The organism is Pseudomonas sp. RC10 (assembly GCF_038397775.1).
GTDB classification, from domain to species: domain Bacteria; phylum Pseudomonadota; class Gammaproteobacteria; order Pseudomonadales; family Pseudomonadaceae; genus Aquipseudomonas; species Aquipseudomonas bambusae.
This window is the reverse complement of sequence record NZ_CP151650.1, coordinates 6410038-6425180: the sequence shown is the minus strand read 5'-3', so window position 1 is coordinate 6425180 and position 15143 is coordinate 6410038. Positions and strand designations below refer to the sequence as shown.

The following is a 15143-nucleotide window of genomic DNA, read 5'->3' as shown; positions in this document are numbered from 1 at the left end:
TCGGCCGCAGAACGGCGATGGCGAGGAGTATATCGGGCGTTGGGGAAGAGGAAACATTTTGTGTCAGGACGCGAGAACTGCGTCGCTCACGAAGGTGTGACCGGCACCCAAGCTGTAGGAGCGCGCTTGCCCGCGAATGCGGTGTGCCAGTCAATCTTTCAGTGCCTGACGAAATGCATCGCGGGCAAGCGCGCTCCTACAGGGCTTGGGCCGTTTGGAGGACAGCCCATGTAGGAGCGCGCTTAGTTTCTCAATCCAGCGCCTGCCAGATCTCGTTCGCGTACTCCCGAATCGTCCGATCCGAGGAGAACCAGCCCATGCGGGCTGTGTTGAGGACCGCTGAGCGCCACCATTCCTTGCTCTCGTGCCAGCGTTTTTCGACGCGGGCCTGAGCGTCCCAGTACGACTCGAAATCCGCACAGACAAAGAAACGGTCGTAGTTGATCAACTGCTCGATCAACCCGGCATAGCGATACGGGTCATCCGGCGAGAACACCCCGCCACGAATCGCTTGCAGCACGTCGTTCAGGCGCGGCGACGACGCGATGTCGTTGTGCGCGTTGAACTCGCCCGCATGTTTGCGCGCTTCGACTTCTTGCGACGTCATGCCGAAGATGAACATGTGTTCCAGCCCGACCTGCTCGCTCATCTCCACGTTGGCGCCGTCCAGGGTGCCGATGGTCAGCGCGCCGTTGAGGCCGAACTTCATGTTACTGGTGCCCGACGCCTCGAGCCCTGCCGTGGAAATCTGCTCGGACAAGTCGGCAGCCGGAATGATGCTTTCTGCCAGACTCACGTTGTAGTTCGGCAGGAACACCACTTTGAGGCGACCGCGCAGGGTCGGATCGTTGTTCACCGTCCGGGCGATGTCGTTCGCCAGTTTGATGATCAGCTTGGCCGAGTGATAACTGGCCGCCGCCTTGCCCGCGAAAATCTTCACGCGTGGCACCCAGTCGGTGCTCGGGTCGGCACGCATGGCCTGATACAGCGCCACGGTGTGGAACAGGTTCAACAGCTGGCGCTTGTATTCGTGAATCCGTTTCACCTGCACGTCGAACAGCGCTTCCGGGTTGAGCGTGATGCCCAGCCGTTCCTGAACGATGTTGGCCAGCGCGGTTTTGCTCTGCAGCCGTTGCGCAGCGAACGCTTGCTGGAACGCGGCGTTGTCGGCCAACGGCTCCAGTTTGAGCAGCGCGGTTTCGTGGTTGTCGAGGACCTGTTCGCCCAGTTTCTCAACCAGCATCGAGGTGAGCTGCGGGTTGGACTGGAACAGCCAGCGGCGGAAGGTGATGCCGTTGGTTTTGTTATTGATGCGGTCCGGATACAGCTTGTGCAGTTGAGCGAACACGGTCTTGCGCATCAGTTGCGTGTGCAGGGCCGACACGCCGTTGATGCTGTGGGAACCGATGAACGCCAAATTGCCCATGCGCACGCGACGGCCGTTGTCTTCTTCGATCAACGACACCGCGCGCAGCAGACCGAACAGGTCCGGGTCGTCTTTGTGTTCCAGGCGCACGTCGTCGATGTGCTGAGCGTTGATCATATAAATGATCTGCATGTGGCGCGGCAGCATGCGTTCCATCAGGCCGACCGACCAGGTCTCCAGCGCCTCGGGCAACAGCGTGTGGTTGGTGTAAGCGAGGGTGCCGACGGTGATGCGCCAGGCTTCGTCCCACTCCACGTCGTACAGGTCGATCAAGATGCGCATCAGCTCCGCGACGGCAATCGACGGGTGCGTGTCGTTCATCTGGATCGCGGCGTGTTCAGGCAGGCTGTTGATCGTGTAGCCCATGTTCTTGTGGCGACGCAGCAGGTCTTGCAGCGAGGCCGACACGAAGAAATATTCCTGACGCAAGCGCAGTTCCTGCCCCGCTTCGGTGCTGTCGTTCGGATAGAGCACGCGGGAAATACTCTCGGCGCGCACGACTTCCGCCACCGCACCCACGTGGTCACCGGCGTTGAAGCGTTCGAGGTGAAGGTCTTCAACCGCTCGTGCACGCCACAGACGCAGGGTGTTCACGGCCTTGCCGCGCCAGCCGACGACGGGGGTGTCGTAGGCAATCGCCCGGACGGTTTCGCCCGCGCTCCAGACCTGACGGGTCTCGCCCGAGGCATCCAGCACCGGCGTGCCGTTGCTGTCGAGGACCGGCTGAACGCTGCCGCCAAAGCCGATCTGGTAGATCACTTCCGGACGTTCGAACTCCCACGGGTTACCGAAGTCCAGCCAGTTCTCGGTCTGTTCCTGCTGCCAGCCATCGACGATGGCCTGACGGAATAGGCCGTGCTCATAACGAATGCCGTAACCGTGACCGGCGATGCCGAGGGAGGACATGCTCTCCATGAAGCACGCGGCCAGGCGGCCCAGACCGCCGTTGCCCAGTGCGGCATCGGGTTCCAGCGTGCGAATTCTTTCCAGATCGACGTTCAGGCCTTTGAGCGCTTCACGTGCGGTTTCCAGAATGCCGAGGTTGCTCAGGCTGTCGAACATCAGTCGCCCGATCAGAAATTCCAGCGACAGGTAATACACGCGTTTCTTTTCCTGGCGGTAGATGTAGCGCGTGTGGTTCATCCACTTCTCGGCCATCTTGTCGCGAGTCGCCAGGGCGATCGCCATGAACCAGTCATGGTCGAACGCATGGTCGGCGTCTTTGCCGACAGCGAATTCGAGTTTGGTAAGTACAGCTTCACGAAAGGCTGCCACTTCAGCGTCACGAACGTTGGGTTCCGGAGACATCGGGTACGACCTCAAGTTGGTTGGACGATTGAATGGGGTTGAATGACTGTAGGGGGTGTCGTCGGTTATTTCCTGCCATCGGGCGAAATATCCGGTTGCACGCCCCTCGGTTCGACTCGAACAGCTCGCTCTGGTTCGCCGGTTTTTCAAGTTGTCAGAGGCTGCGAAGCACCTTGCATCGATCGTTCCAGTTTCCGCCGCTGCACACGATACGCGGCGTTCACTGCGCCAATATGATCATTTGTCATTTCGGGTTTATGATGCCCAACGGCAGATAGATAGAAGCCCCTGAATTGGACTTATGGAGCACCTATGCAGACTTTGTACCCGCAGATCAAACCTTATGCCCGGCACGATCTGGCAGTGGAAGAGCCTCATGTGCTGTATGTCGATGAAAGCGGCTCGCCGGAAGGCTTGCCGGTGGTGTTCATCCACGGCGGGCCGGGTGCGGGGTGCGATGCGCAGAGCCGTCGCTATTTCGATCCGAACCTGTACCGCATCATCACCTTCGACCAGCGCGGTTGCGGCCGTTCCACCCCTCACGCCAATCTCGAAAACAACACCACGTGGCACTTGGTCGAAGACCTTGAGCGCATTCGCAAACACTTGGGCATCGACAAATGGGTGCTGTTTGGCGGTTCGTGGGGCTCGACCCTTTCGCTGGCCTACGCCCAGACTCATCCTGATCGTGTGCACGCCCTGATTCTTCGCGGCATCTTTCTGTGCCGTCCGCAGGAGATCAATTGGTTCTATCAGGAAGGCGCGAGCCGTCTGTTCCCCGATTACTGGCAAGATTACCTGGCACCGATTCCGCAGGACGAGCGGGGCGATCTGCTCAAGGCCTTCCACAAGCGTCTGGTGGGCAGCGATCAGATCGCACAAATGCACGCGGCCAAGGCGTGGTCCACGTGGGAAGGTCGCACCGCGACACTGCGTCCGAACCCGCTGGTGGTGGACCGCTTCTCCGAGCCACAGCGCGCGCTGTCCATTGCCCGCATCGAATGCCATTACTTCACCAACAACGCCTTCCTTGAAGAAAACCAGCTGATTCGCGACATGCCCAAGATCGCGCACCTGCCGGGGATCATCGTGCATGGCCGCTACGACGTGATTTGCCCGCTGGATAACGCGTGGGAACTGCACCAGAACTGGCCAAACAGCGAATTGCAGGTGATTCGCGACGCAGGCCACGCGGCGTCCGAGCCGGGCATCACCGATGCGTTGGTACGCGCAGCGTCGCAAGTGGCGCGGCGTTTGCTCGATCTTCCGCCGGAAGAGGCTTGAAGTTCGGCCGCATACTTTCTGTAGGAGTGAGCTTGCTCGCGATTCCGGTCTGTCAGTCATGTCTGTAATAACTGCTCCAACTCATCGCGAGCAAGCTCACTCCTACAGGGTCTGGCGAACCATTCCGATACGAGGCGAATAAATGAAAGGTTTGCTCCAGCGCGTGCGTTCTGCTCGCGTCGATGTCGCGGGCGAAACGGTGGGCGCCATTGATCAAGGGTTGCTGGTGCTGGTGGGGGTCGAACCTCAAGACACTCGCGCCAGCGCCGACAAAATGCTGCACAAGCTGCTTAACTACCGGGTGTTCAGCGACGCCGACGGCAAAATGAACCTGTCATTGAACGACGTGGGCGGTGGATTACTGCTGGTTTCACAGTTCACATTGGCCGCCGACACTAAAAGCGGCATGCGCCCCAGCTTCTCCAAAGCCGCGCCTCCTGCCCTCGGCGCTGAATTGTTTGACTATTTGCTGGAAAAGGCTAAAACCTCGCACGGAACGGTCGCTTCGGGCCAATTTGGTGCGGATATGCAGGTGCATTTGGTGAATGATGGCCCTGTGACATTTTTGCTTGAGACCTGAATCGCCGGTTTTGCCTGATGCACCCGAATTTATTAGGCAAAAAGCCATAAATACTTTGTTTCCCCTGATGCGTTGTAACGCGGGCTACTAGATAATCGCGCGCTACAAAGGCGAGTGAAAACTCGTCCCATCGGTAAAAACGCAGACTGGTCCGAAATCGTTTGGGGAATCATTGGCCCCTTTCGGAGTCGGAACAATGCTCGCCAACCCGGCATTTGAAAGCTGGCCGTTGGTTTCTTCATCTGTTTTCGGCGAGGGTTGCTCGTGATTGTTAGTCCATGTAATGCACCAAAGACCCCTGGCAAGCGCCTGCGCAGCGCCTTGTTGGCCGGGTCGGCTTTGTTTTGTCTTTTCGGCGCCAGCCAGCTCTGGGCGTTCGATATTGACGACGTGGCGACAAAGGCCAAAGAACTGGCCGGACAGAAATTCGTAGCCCCCAAAAGCAACCTTCCAGCGGAATTCCGCGACATGAAGTTTGCCGACTACCAGAAGATCCGCTTCTTGCAGGACAAGGCCGAGTGGGCCGCTGACAAGACGCCGTTCAAAATCTCGTTCTATCACCAGGGCATGCACTTCGACACCCCGGTGAAGATCAACGAGGTCACCGCCACGACGGTCAACGAGATCAAATACGATCCGAGTCGTTTCAGCTTTGGTGACGTCAAGTTCGATCCTAAGTCCACCGAAAATCTCGGCTACGCCGGTTTCCGCGTGACGTACCCGATCAACAAGGACGACAAACAAGACGAAATCATGACCATGCTGGGCGCGAGCTATTTCCGCGTCATCGGCAAAGGTCAGGTTTACGGCTTGTCCGCCCGTGGCATGGCCATCGACACCGCGATGTCGTCGGGTGAAGAATTCCCGCGTTTCACCGAGTTCTGGATCGAAAAGCCGAACCCGGATGACAACCATCTGGTGATCTTCGCGCTGCTGGACTCTCCACGCGCCACGGGTGCCTACAAACTGACCCTGCGTCCGGGCACCAACACCCTGGTCGACGTACAGTCGCGCATGTACCTGCGTGAGAAGGTCGGCAAGTTGGGCGTTGCGCCGCTGACCAGCATGTACCTGTTCGGCGCCAACCAGCCGTCGAAAGTCCTCAACTACCGTCGCGAGCTGCACGACTCCAGCGGTCTGTCGATTCAGGCTGCCAATGGCGAGTGGATCTGGCGTCCGCTGAACAACCCGAAACACCTGGCTGTCAGCAGCTTCTCGGTTGAAAACCCGCGCGGCTTCGGTTTGCTGCAACGTGGCCGTAACTTCAGCCACTACGAAGACCTGGACGACCGCTACGACAAACGCCCAAGTGCCTGGATCGAGCCAAAAGGCGACTGGGGCAAGGGGACTGTCGATCTGGTCGAGATTCCGACTGCCGATGAAACCAACGACAACATCGTTGCGTTCTGGAAGCCGGAAACCCAGCCTGAGCCGGGTCAGCCAATCGACTTCAACTACCGTCTGCACTGGACCATGGATGAAGATTCCATTCACTCGCCGGATCTGGGCTGGGTCAAGCAGACCCTGCGTTCCACCGGTGACGTGAAGCAGTCCAACCTGATCCGCCAGCCGGATGGCAGCGTTGCCTACTTGGTCGATTTCGTCGGCCCAACCCTGGCCAAGCTGGGTGAAGACCCGGCGATCCGCAGCCAGGTCACCACTGACGACAATACCGAGCTGGTCGAAAACAACCTGCGTTACAACCCGGTCACCAAGGGCTGGCGCCTGACGCTGCGCCTGAAGGTCAAGGACACCAACAAGAATGTGGAACTGCGCGCTTACCTGCTGCGCGAGACCCCGGTCGAACCTGGTAAGGAACCTGCGCTGATCACTGCTGACAAAGCAGACAAGAAGCCTGAGAAAAAAGCGGACGCCAAACCGGCGGTAGCCGCTGCCGCGCCTAAAGACGAAAAAGCCGAAATCGTCAAAACCGACGCTGTGAAAGCCGGTGATGCGAAAGACGCCAAAGTGGCCAAGGCCGACGCGAAAGCCGATGGCAAAGACGCTGCTGCGAAAGACGCGAAGGCCGATGCCGCCAAGCCAGCTGACGCTGCCAAGGTTGCCGAAGCCAAGTCCGACGAAGCGTCGAAACCTGAAGCCGCGCTGGGCGATGCTGCCAAGGCGAATAAAGGTAATAAAGACACCACGCAGCCAGCGACACCGGCTGCATCCACCCAGCAGGGCCCGGCCATGAATCAACAGATTCTGACCGAGACCTGGAGCTACCAGTTGCCAGCCGATGAGTAATTCACAAGCCGTGCCTGAATCTCTAAGTGAGTATCTCGCACACCTGCCAATGAGTGACGAGCAGCGGGCCGAACTGGCCAGTTGCACCTCGTTCGCTGAGCTGCATGAACGCCTTTCGGCGCAGACCGTCACCGACTCCGCCGAGGCCGCTCAGGCTTCGGTGGGCCGTCGCCTGACCCTGACCACCGCTGACGAGTTGCACGAAGCAGAAATGCTGACGGTCGACGCCAGCGGTCGCGTTTGCCTGAAAGCCACGCCGCCGATCCGCCGTACCAAAGTCGTCCCGGAGCCATGGCGGACCAACATCCTGCACCGTGGCTGGCGTCGTCTGACCGGGAAAACCAACCCGCCCAAGCCAAGCCACGACGATTTGCCGCGTGACTTGCCGAAGGCTCGCTGGCGTACGGTCGGTTCGATCCGTCGTTACATCCTGCTGATTCTCATGCTGGGCCAGACGATCGTGGCTGGTTTCTACATGAAAGGCATCCTGCCGTACCAAGGCTGGTCGCTGGTCTCGTTCGACGAAATCAGCCGTCAGACTCTGTGGCAAACCGCCGTTCAAGTGATGCCGTACGCGCTGCAGACCACCATTTTGCTGATGTTCGGGATTCTGTTCTGCTGGGTGTCTGCCGGTTTCTGGACCGCCTTGATGGGCTTCCTCGAACTGCTGACCGGGCGCGACAAATACCGTATCTCTGGCGCTAGCGCTGGCAATGAGCCGATTGAAGCCGGTGCGCGTACTGCGTTGGTCATGCCGATCTGTAACGAAGACGTGCCTCGCGTTTTCGCCGGTCTGCGTGCCACCTTCGAGTCCGTTGCCGCGACGGGCGATCTGGATCGCTTCGACTTCTTCGTCCTCAGCGACACCAACGAAACCGACATCGCCGTTGCCGAACAACAGGCGTGGCTGGATGTGTGCCGCGAGACCAATGGTTTTGGCCGGATCTTCTATCGCCGTCGTCGCCGTCGCGTAAAACGTAAGAGCGGCAACCTCGACGACTTCTGCCGTCGCTGGGGTGGCGAGTATCGTTACATGGTCGTGCTCGACGCCGACTCTGTGATGAGCGGCGAGTGCCTGACCAGTCTGGTGCGCTTGATGGAAGCGACCCCGGACGCCGGTATCATCCAGACCGCGCCACGTGCCTCGGGCATGGACACGCTGTATGCCCGCATGCAGCAGTTCGCCACCCGTGTGTATGGCCCGCTGTTCACTGCCGGTTTGCACTTCTGGCAGCTGGGTGAATCCCACTATTGGGGTCACAACGCGATCATTCGCATGAAGCCGTTTATCGAGCATTGCGCCTTGGCGCCGTTGCCCGGTAAGGGGGCCTTCGCCGGTGCGATTCTGTCTCACGACTTCGTTGAAGCCGCGCTGATGCGCCGCGCCGGTTGGGGCGTGTGGATTGCCTACGACCTGCCAGGCAGCTATGAAGAACTGCCGCCGAACCTGCTGGACGAACTCAAGCGTGACCGTCGCTGGTGCCACGGTAACCTGATGAACTTCCGCCTGTTCCTGGTGAAAGGCATGCACCCGGTGCACCGTGCGGTGTTCCTGACGGGCGTGATGTCCTATCTTTCCGCGCCGTTGTGGTTCCTGTTCCTGGTGTTGTCGACGGCGCTGCTCGCAGTCAACACGCTGATGGAACCGACCTACTTCCTGGAGCCGCGTCAGCTCTATCCGTTGTGGCCACAGTGGCACCCGGAAAAAGCCGTCGCGCTGTTCTCGACCACGGTTGTCCTGCTGTTTCTGCCGAAACTGCTCAGCGTCATCCTGATCTGGGCCAAGGGCGCGACGGGCTACGGCGGTCGGATCAAAGTCACCATGTCGATGCTCCTGGAGATGCTGTTCTCCATGCTGCTGGCGCCGGTGCGGATGATCTTCCACACCCGCTTCGTGCTGGCCGCGTTCCTCGGCTGGGCCGCGACCTGGAACTCGCCACAACGTGACGACGACTCCACGCCGTGGAGCGAAGCGGTCAAGCGTCATGGACCGCAGACATTGCTCGGCTTCGGCTGGGCGCTGCTGGTGGCTTGGCTCAACCCAAGCTTCCTGTGGTGGCTGGTGCCGATTGTCGGCTCGTTGATGCTCTCGATCCCTGTGTCGGTGATTTCCAGCCGTACCAACCTGGGCCTGAAAGCGAAGGATGAAAGCCTGTTCCTGATCCCGGAAGAGCACACCCCGCCGCAGGAGCTGGTGTCGACTGATCAGTACACCCACGAGAACCGTTGGCATGCACTGAACGATGGCTTTGTTCGTGCCGTGGTCGATCCTCAGCAGAACGCTCTGGCCTGTGCACTGGCAACCTCACGTCACCGTCACGCCGAGCCGATCGAGTGGATGCGCGTCGAACGCGTACGCCACGCCATCAAAGGCGGCCCGGAGCACTTGAACAACAACGAACGCCTGCAATTGCTGAGCGATCCTGTTGCGCTGGCGCGTCTGCATGAGGCGGTCTGGGCGGAAGGCAACGAAGCGTGGCTGGAGGCCTGGCGAGCGTCGGTGAAAGCCGATCCTCACGCCCCTTTGCTGCCCTTGCAGCCTGCGACACACCTGAACGTGCCGTCGCTCGCCAATGCCTGATTGACGTAACCGCTGCAAAAAAACGCCGCCGGAGAGGGATCTTCGGCGGCGTTTTTGTTTGGGTGTGATCAGGTACAACCTCCAGCAGCCGCACTTCCTGTAGGAGTGAGCTTGCTCGCGAGGCGTCCTGTCAGATGTCGCAGTGTTGACCAACCTGACGTCATCGCGAGCAAGCTCACTCCTACAGGGGAGGAGCGACCCTCAAATCGCATCGTCGCCAGCGAATCTGTGGGAGCGAATTCATTCTGGGCGGCAATCCGACGATGCGGGGTACATTCGACGCATCTGCGTCGGGTGTACGATCTTTCGCGAATGAATTCGCTCCCACAGCGATCTCGTAGCAAGAACGCCATAGAGAGCCGCGCGTTCAGCTCACCCGAAACTTCCCGACCATCTCTTGCAGATGCGTCCCCAGCCGCGCCAGTTCCAGGCTTGAAGCGGCGGTTTCTTCGCTGGCTGCTGCCGTCTGTTCGGACACATCCCGCACGGTCAGCACGCTCCGGTTGATCTGCTCGGCGACGACGCTTTGTTCTTCGCCTGCCGTCGCGATCTGCTGGTTCATGGTCTGGATCGTCGAGACCGTGCGGGTGATGTGCTCCAGCGCCGCACCGGCCCGCCGGCTCAACTCGACGCTGCGATCCGTCAATGTGCGGCTGGCATCCAATGTGCTGACCACCTGTTGCGTGCCGCTCTGCAAGGCCGCGATCAACAGTTCGATTTCTTCGGTGGATTGCTGCGTGCGCAAGGCCAGGCTGCGCACTTCATCGGCGACAACGGCAAACCCCCGCCCCGCTTCCCCCGCCCGGGCCGCTTCGATGGCGGCATTCAGCGCAAGCAAGTTGGTCTGCTGAGACACCGACTTGATCACGTCCAGCACGCCACCGATCTTGTCGCTTTCCAGCTTGAGCTTGCCCATGGCGTCGGTGGAATTGGCCACCTCGACCGCCAGCCGTTCGATCTGGCCAATGGCGTCTGCGACCACCTGATCACCTTCCCGCGCCTGCTGATCAGCCTGCACCGCCGCCTCGCTGGCCTCTTCGGCGTTGCGTGCGACTTCCATCACAGTGGAGGTCATCTGATTCATCGCCGTGGCGACCTGATCTGTTTCGCGTTTCTGATCGTTGACCCCGGCGCTGGTCTGCTCGGTTACCGCCGACAGCTGCGTGGCGGCGCTGGCAATCTGCGCGATACCGTCACTGATGCCCGAAATAAGCGCCCGCAGTCGCAGGGTCATGTCCTGCATGCTTTGTTGCAGACTGCCCATTTCGTCATGGCGTTGCACGTCGAGGTCAACACTCAGGTCGCCGCTGGCAATCCGCTTGGCGGCTGCGAGGGTCTGGTGCAGTGGCAGGATGATCTGCCGGGTGATCAGCCAAGCGGCCAACAGCCCCAGCACGATAGCCAGCAGTGCCACGCCGATCAGGGTGTTGCGCGACCGGTCGGCATCGCTGTCCCGGCGCTGGCTTTGCAGTGAGCTGATCTTGTCAGTGGACTCCAGCAGCGTATCGCCCAAGGTCGCCATCGACCCTTGCGCAGCGTCTGCTTTGACCTGCAGCACCTTGAGCTGAGCCAGTTGCGCGCGGTAGTCCTCCAAGGCTTTTCTCGCGCTTTCAAGAATGGCCGCGTTGGTGTTGGACGGGCTGGCCATGATCTGGTCGACTTCCTTGAGCGCTTCATCGATGGCCGTTATTACTGCCGACTCAAATGTCTCTTTGCCGCTGTAGAGATAGGCCTGTGCGGCGTAAAGCGCGTCCTGAATATGCCGCCGCAATTGCAGAATGTTGGTGAATTCATCGAGCTTTTCGCTGTTGCCCTGTTCCTCGCTGACGGCCTTCAGCACATCGGCTTCGACCTGATCGATGGCTGCGATCACGGTGTTCGACAGCTTGTCCATGTGCAGCCGTGAAGCGTCGCGGGTCTCTAACAGTTGGCTCAGATCGTTGAATGCTGTCTCCAGCGACCGCACGGTGTCGCTTTGCCTGGCGAGCATGTCAAGTACGTCGGCGGGGTGATCCCCTTTACGCAAGACGCCCAAATGCGCCTCGATTTCGTTGATCCCGTCCAGCACGCTGGTCGCACTGGCTGCCGTGTTTTCGACGCGAAAGATGATGCGCTCTGCCCGCAGATCCTCCGTCATGGTGTTGAGCTGAGCGATGGAGGTCAGCGATTCCGAACGCTCGATCATGGCGTCCAGTCCGTGCCACCCTGTGAGGGTGATGATCAGCGTCAGCAGCAATACCAGGCCGAAGCCCAGTGCCAGTTTGAGTTTGACGCTGGTATTGGCCAGCGCCCCGTTGATTCCTTGCGACATGGTGCATCTCCTGCGGATGGGCGATAAGCGCGCATCGGCAGGGGAGGCGGGAGCGTGACCTGAAGAGGGTGTAGGAGATTTCTGAGGCGATGGCGGGAGTGATGCGGGTCACACATTTCTTCCGAGTACCGCAAGACTTCGTAGATACCGTCTTGCCCATCACCGGGCAAGCGCAATTTCTGCGTCGAACGGCTTGCCCGATTTCAGCACGCCATAGACCAGATGCAGCAGCTTTCGCATTGCTGCACAGATGATCTCTTTTGGGGCTTTCCCATTGGCGCGCATCCGGGTCTTTAGCTCTCGCAACACCGCGTTGTGCTTTAGGCCAGCCATGCCTGGCATGTAAAGCCCGGCGCGCAGCCTTTTCGAGCCGGTTTTGGATATATGGGTCGGGCCTACCGACTCTCCCGAGCTAGCACAACGTGGGTCCAGGCCCGCAAAGGCAACGATAGATTTGGGGCCCTTGTAATCCAATGGGTCGCCGAGTTCGGCCAGGATCAGCGCTGCGGTCGTATCCCCCAGCCCGTCGATGGTCACGATCAGATCGCGCTTCTGGCGCAGGTCAGGATCGTCGTCAATATTGTCTTTGATCGCTTTCCTGGTCTCGTCGATCTGTTGCTTGACGTGGCTGATCACCGACTCGATCGACGCTTTGACCTTGTCTTCGGCGACATCCAGACGATTGCTTTCCATCTGCTGAATTTCCTGCAAATCTTCCAGTCGACGCACCAACGCGCGCAAGCGCCGACGTGGCGCGGGCTCCGGCACCCACTCGCGCAGTCTGGTGTGCTTGTCTTGCGCATAGCGGGCGATCAGCTTTGCATCGGCCTTGTCGGTTTTGACCCGGCGCAGCTCATCCTTGCCGTACTGGTGGAGGATCGCAGGGTTGACGATGCACACCCGGTATCCGTGAGCGTGAAGGCAATCAGCAACGCCCTGGTGGTAGACGCTGGTGGCTTCCATCACGACCCAGGCATGGGGCTCGGAGTGGGTGGTAAGCCAGTCGAGCAGCACCTGATAACCCTTGGGATTATTGGCCAGCCTGGCTTTGGTCCTGAACTTCCCGTTATCCAGCGGGGTGGCGATATCAAATGAGTTTTTGGCGATATCGATGCCAACAAAAGCAGACATGGCGCTCTCCAGAGTCGATTGCACACGATCATCGCGTCACCCGGTCCTGCCTTGTACATGCGTGCTCACGCCGAAGGCGCGCACTGGATACCGTTCGGACTTTTCGAGTGAGGTTGGAGAACCGGAGCTCTATCTACTTTGTAAGCTCTGAGGCCTTAGGAGCTGAACAGCTTCCCGGCTCTCCCTCGATGATCAGTCGAGAACTATGGCGCGATGAAACGCCAGAGTCGAGATACAAGGAGCCGGCTTGCTGGCGAAAGCGGTGTGTAATCCGATGATAAGGGGATTGACCCACCGCATTCGCCAGCAAGCCGGCTCCTACAATAAGTGTGTAGATTCACACCCTGAACCGGCCGACCAGCCCCTGCAGATGCGTGCCCAAACGTGCGAGCTCCACGCTGGATGCCGCGGTTTCTTCACTGGCCGCTGAGGTCTGTTCCGACACATCCCGCACGTTCAGCACACTGCGGTTGATCTCTTCGGCCGTTGCACTTTGCTGCTCGGCGGCGGCCGCAATCTGCTGGTTCATGGACTGGATCGCGGACACGGTTCGGGTAATGCTTTCCAGCGCGCCACCAGCCCGACGGGTCAGTTCCACGCTGCTGGTCGTCAATTCACGGCTGTTGTCCATGATCGTCGCCACCTGTTGCGTGCCGTTCTGTAAGGCCGCGATCAGGTCTTCAATCTCTTCGGTGGATTTCTGTGTGCGCTGGGCCAGGCTGCGCACTTCATCGGCCACCACGGCGAAGCCGCGACCCGCTTCACCGGCCCGGGCGGCTTCGATGGCCGCGTTGAGCGCCAGCAAGTTGGTCTGCTGCGCGACCGACTTGATCACGTCCAGCACGCTGCCAATTTTGTCGCTTTCGCGCTTGAGTTCACCCATGGCCTCGGTGGAATGCCCCACTTCGGTGGCCAGACGCTCGATTTGAGCGATGGCCTCGCTCACGACCTTGTCGCCTTCACGGGCCTGCTGATCGGCCGCCACAGCGGCTTCTGAAGCCTCCTCGGCATTCCGTGCGACTTCTTGCACCGTGGCCGTCATCTGGTGCATGGCCGTAGCGACCTGGTCCGTCTCGACTTTCTGATTGTTAACCCCGGCGCTGGTCTGCTCGGTCACCGCGGACAGCTGCTCAGCGGCGCTGGCGATTTGCGTGACACCGTCGCTGATGCCGCCGATCAGCTCGCGCAGGTTCACTGTCATGCGCTGAATGCCGCCTTGCAGCTGACCCAGTTCGTCACGGCGATCAATGCTCAGGTTATGGGTCAAGTCGCCGGACGCAACGCGATCCACCGCGACGAGTGTGTGTTTCAACGGCAGGGTAATCTGGCGAGTAATGGCCCACGCCGCAAGGACCCCGAAAAACAGAGCCAGCGCTGTCGCCAGACTCAGCATCGATTGCGCCTGCGCGCTGTCGGCGTCTCGCTTGGTATTTTGTGAGGTGGTCAATTTGTCACTCAGGTCGAGCAACTGCTGACCGACCCCCTCCATCTTCTGCAGCGCCTGGCGGCTCACCCGTTGGGCGTCGCGGTATTGTGCGACTGCAGCGCCGTAACTTTTAAGGGCCAGATTCGCCCGTTGCAGCTGCGGGATGTATTGGGACGAAACGTCGCCCGCCAAGGTGTTCACGCCAACGATGGCTTCTTCGATGGCGGCTGTGGCGCTCTTTTCGAAATCTGGATTGCCGCTGAAGGTGTAGCCGCGTACTTGAAAACGCGCCTGCTGAATCAGCTTGCTCACGCCCACGGCGCTGTTGAATTGCAGAATGTTGTCGTGCTGGATCAACGCCTCTTCGATCTTGTTGACCTCGTCCACGGCGGCATCCGCGGCTGCGCCCAAGTTCACGCGGCTGGCTTCACGGGCTTGAATGGCTTTGGCCATGTCCTCGAATGCGCGACGGTAGTCAGTGGCGGCCTGAGTCTGAGCGTCCAGCAGCTTCAGGTCGCTCCCGACCACGAGCTTGCCGTGGGCCGTCTTGAGCTCCGCGTCGAGATGGTCCAGCGCGGTCATGACGGCCTTCGCCGTATCCGGGTTGGCCTGGGTTTCGTAATTCATGCGTGCAATGCGCAGCGCCAGGGAATATTCGTTGATCTGGGAGATCATCGCGAGCTTGTCGCCGCGATCAATCAACGACCTCACGCCCGACCAGCCTGTTGCGGTGATGACCAGCGTCAACAGCAAAACCAGCCCGAACCCGATCCCGAGCTTGCGACTGACACTGATATTTCCAAGGCGTTGGGCGGTCCAGCGATACATGACGATTCCTTGCTGATGGTT

At 59.9% G+C, this 15143-nt stretch carries 8 protein-coding genes; 4 read left to right on the top strand and 4 right to left on the bottom strand.

What is annotated here, in order from left to right:
* Positions 1-250 precede the first annotated feature (250 nt).
* Complete coding sequence (locus AAEO81_RS28775; protein WP_341960514.1) at positions 251-2734, bottom strand: glycogen/starch/alpha-glucan phosphorylase; 2484 nt, start codon at positions 2732-2734, stop codon at positions 251-253.
* A gap of 312 nt (positions 2735-3046) precedes the next feature.
* Between AAEO81_RS28775 and pip the strand changes: the two genes are divergently transcribed.
* The 4 genes from pip (at position 3047) to mdoH (ending at position 9426) form a co-directional block, all read left to right on the top strand.
* Complete coding sequence (gene pip / locus AAEO81_RS28770; protein WP_166598141.1) at positions 3047-4018, top strand: prolyl aminopeptidase; 972 nt, start codon at positions 3047-3049, stop codon at positions 4016-4018.
* 142 nt (positions 4019-4160) lie between these two features.
* A complete protein-coding gene (dtd, locus tag AAEO81_RS28765; RefSeq protein ID WP_341960512.1) occupies positions 4161-4598 on the top strand; it encodes a D-aminoacyl-tRNA deacylase in 438 nt (145 codons plus the stop codon).
* 258 nt (positions 4599-4856) lie between these two features.
* Positions 4857-6845 (top strand): glucan biosynthesis protein G, encoded by a 1989-nt coding sequence (locus tag AAEO81_RS28760; protein ID WP_341960510.1) that lies wholly within the window; start codon positions 4857-4859, stop codon positions 6843-6845.
* Positions 6838-9426 carry a glucans biosynthesis glucosyltransferase MdoH gene (gene mdoH / locus AAEO81_RS28755; protein WP_341960509.1) on the top strand — a complete coding sequence of 863 codons (2589 nt, stop codon included), beginning with the start codon at positions 6838-6840 and terminating at the stop codon, positions 9424-9426. The genes AAEO81_RS28760 and mdoH overlap by 8 nt, the downstream gene beginning before the upstream one ends.
* 367 nt (positions 9427-9793) lie before the next feature.
* On the opposite strand, the gene AAEO81_RS28750 is transcribed toward mdoH, so the two are convergent.
* From AAEO81_RS28750 to AAEO81_RS28740, 3 genes are all read right to left on the bottom strand, one after another.
* A complete protein-coding gene (locus AAEO81_RS28750) occupies positions 9794-11737 on the bottom strand; it encodes a methyl-accepting chemotaxis protein (RefSeq protein ID WP_341960508.1) in 1944 nt (647 codons plus the stop codon).
* A gap of 159 nt (positions 11738-11896) precedes the next feature.
* Positions 11897-12868 (bottom strand): IS110 family transposase, encoded by a 972-nt coding sequence (locus tag AAEO81_RS28745; protein WP_341958838.1) that lies wholly within the window; start codon positions 12866-12868, stop codon positions 11897-11899.
* A gap of 337 nt (positions 12869-13205) precedes the next feature.
* Positions 13206-15122 carry a methyl-accepting chemotaxis protein gene (locus tag AAEO81_RS28740; protein WP_341960507.1) on the bottom strand — a complete coding sequence of 639 codons (1917 nt, stop codon included), beginning with the start codon at positions 15120-15122 and terminating at the stop codon, positions 13206-13208.
* Positions 15123-15143 lie beyond the last annotated feature (21 nt).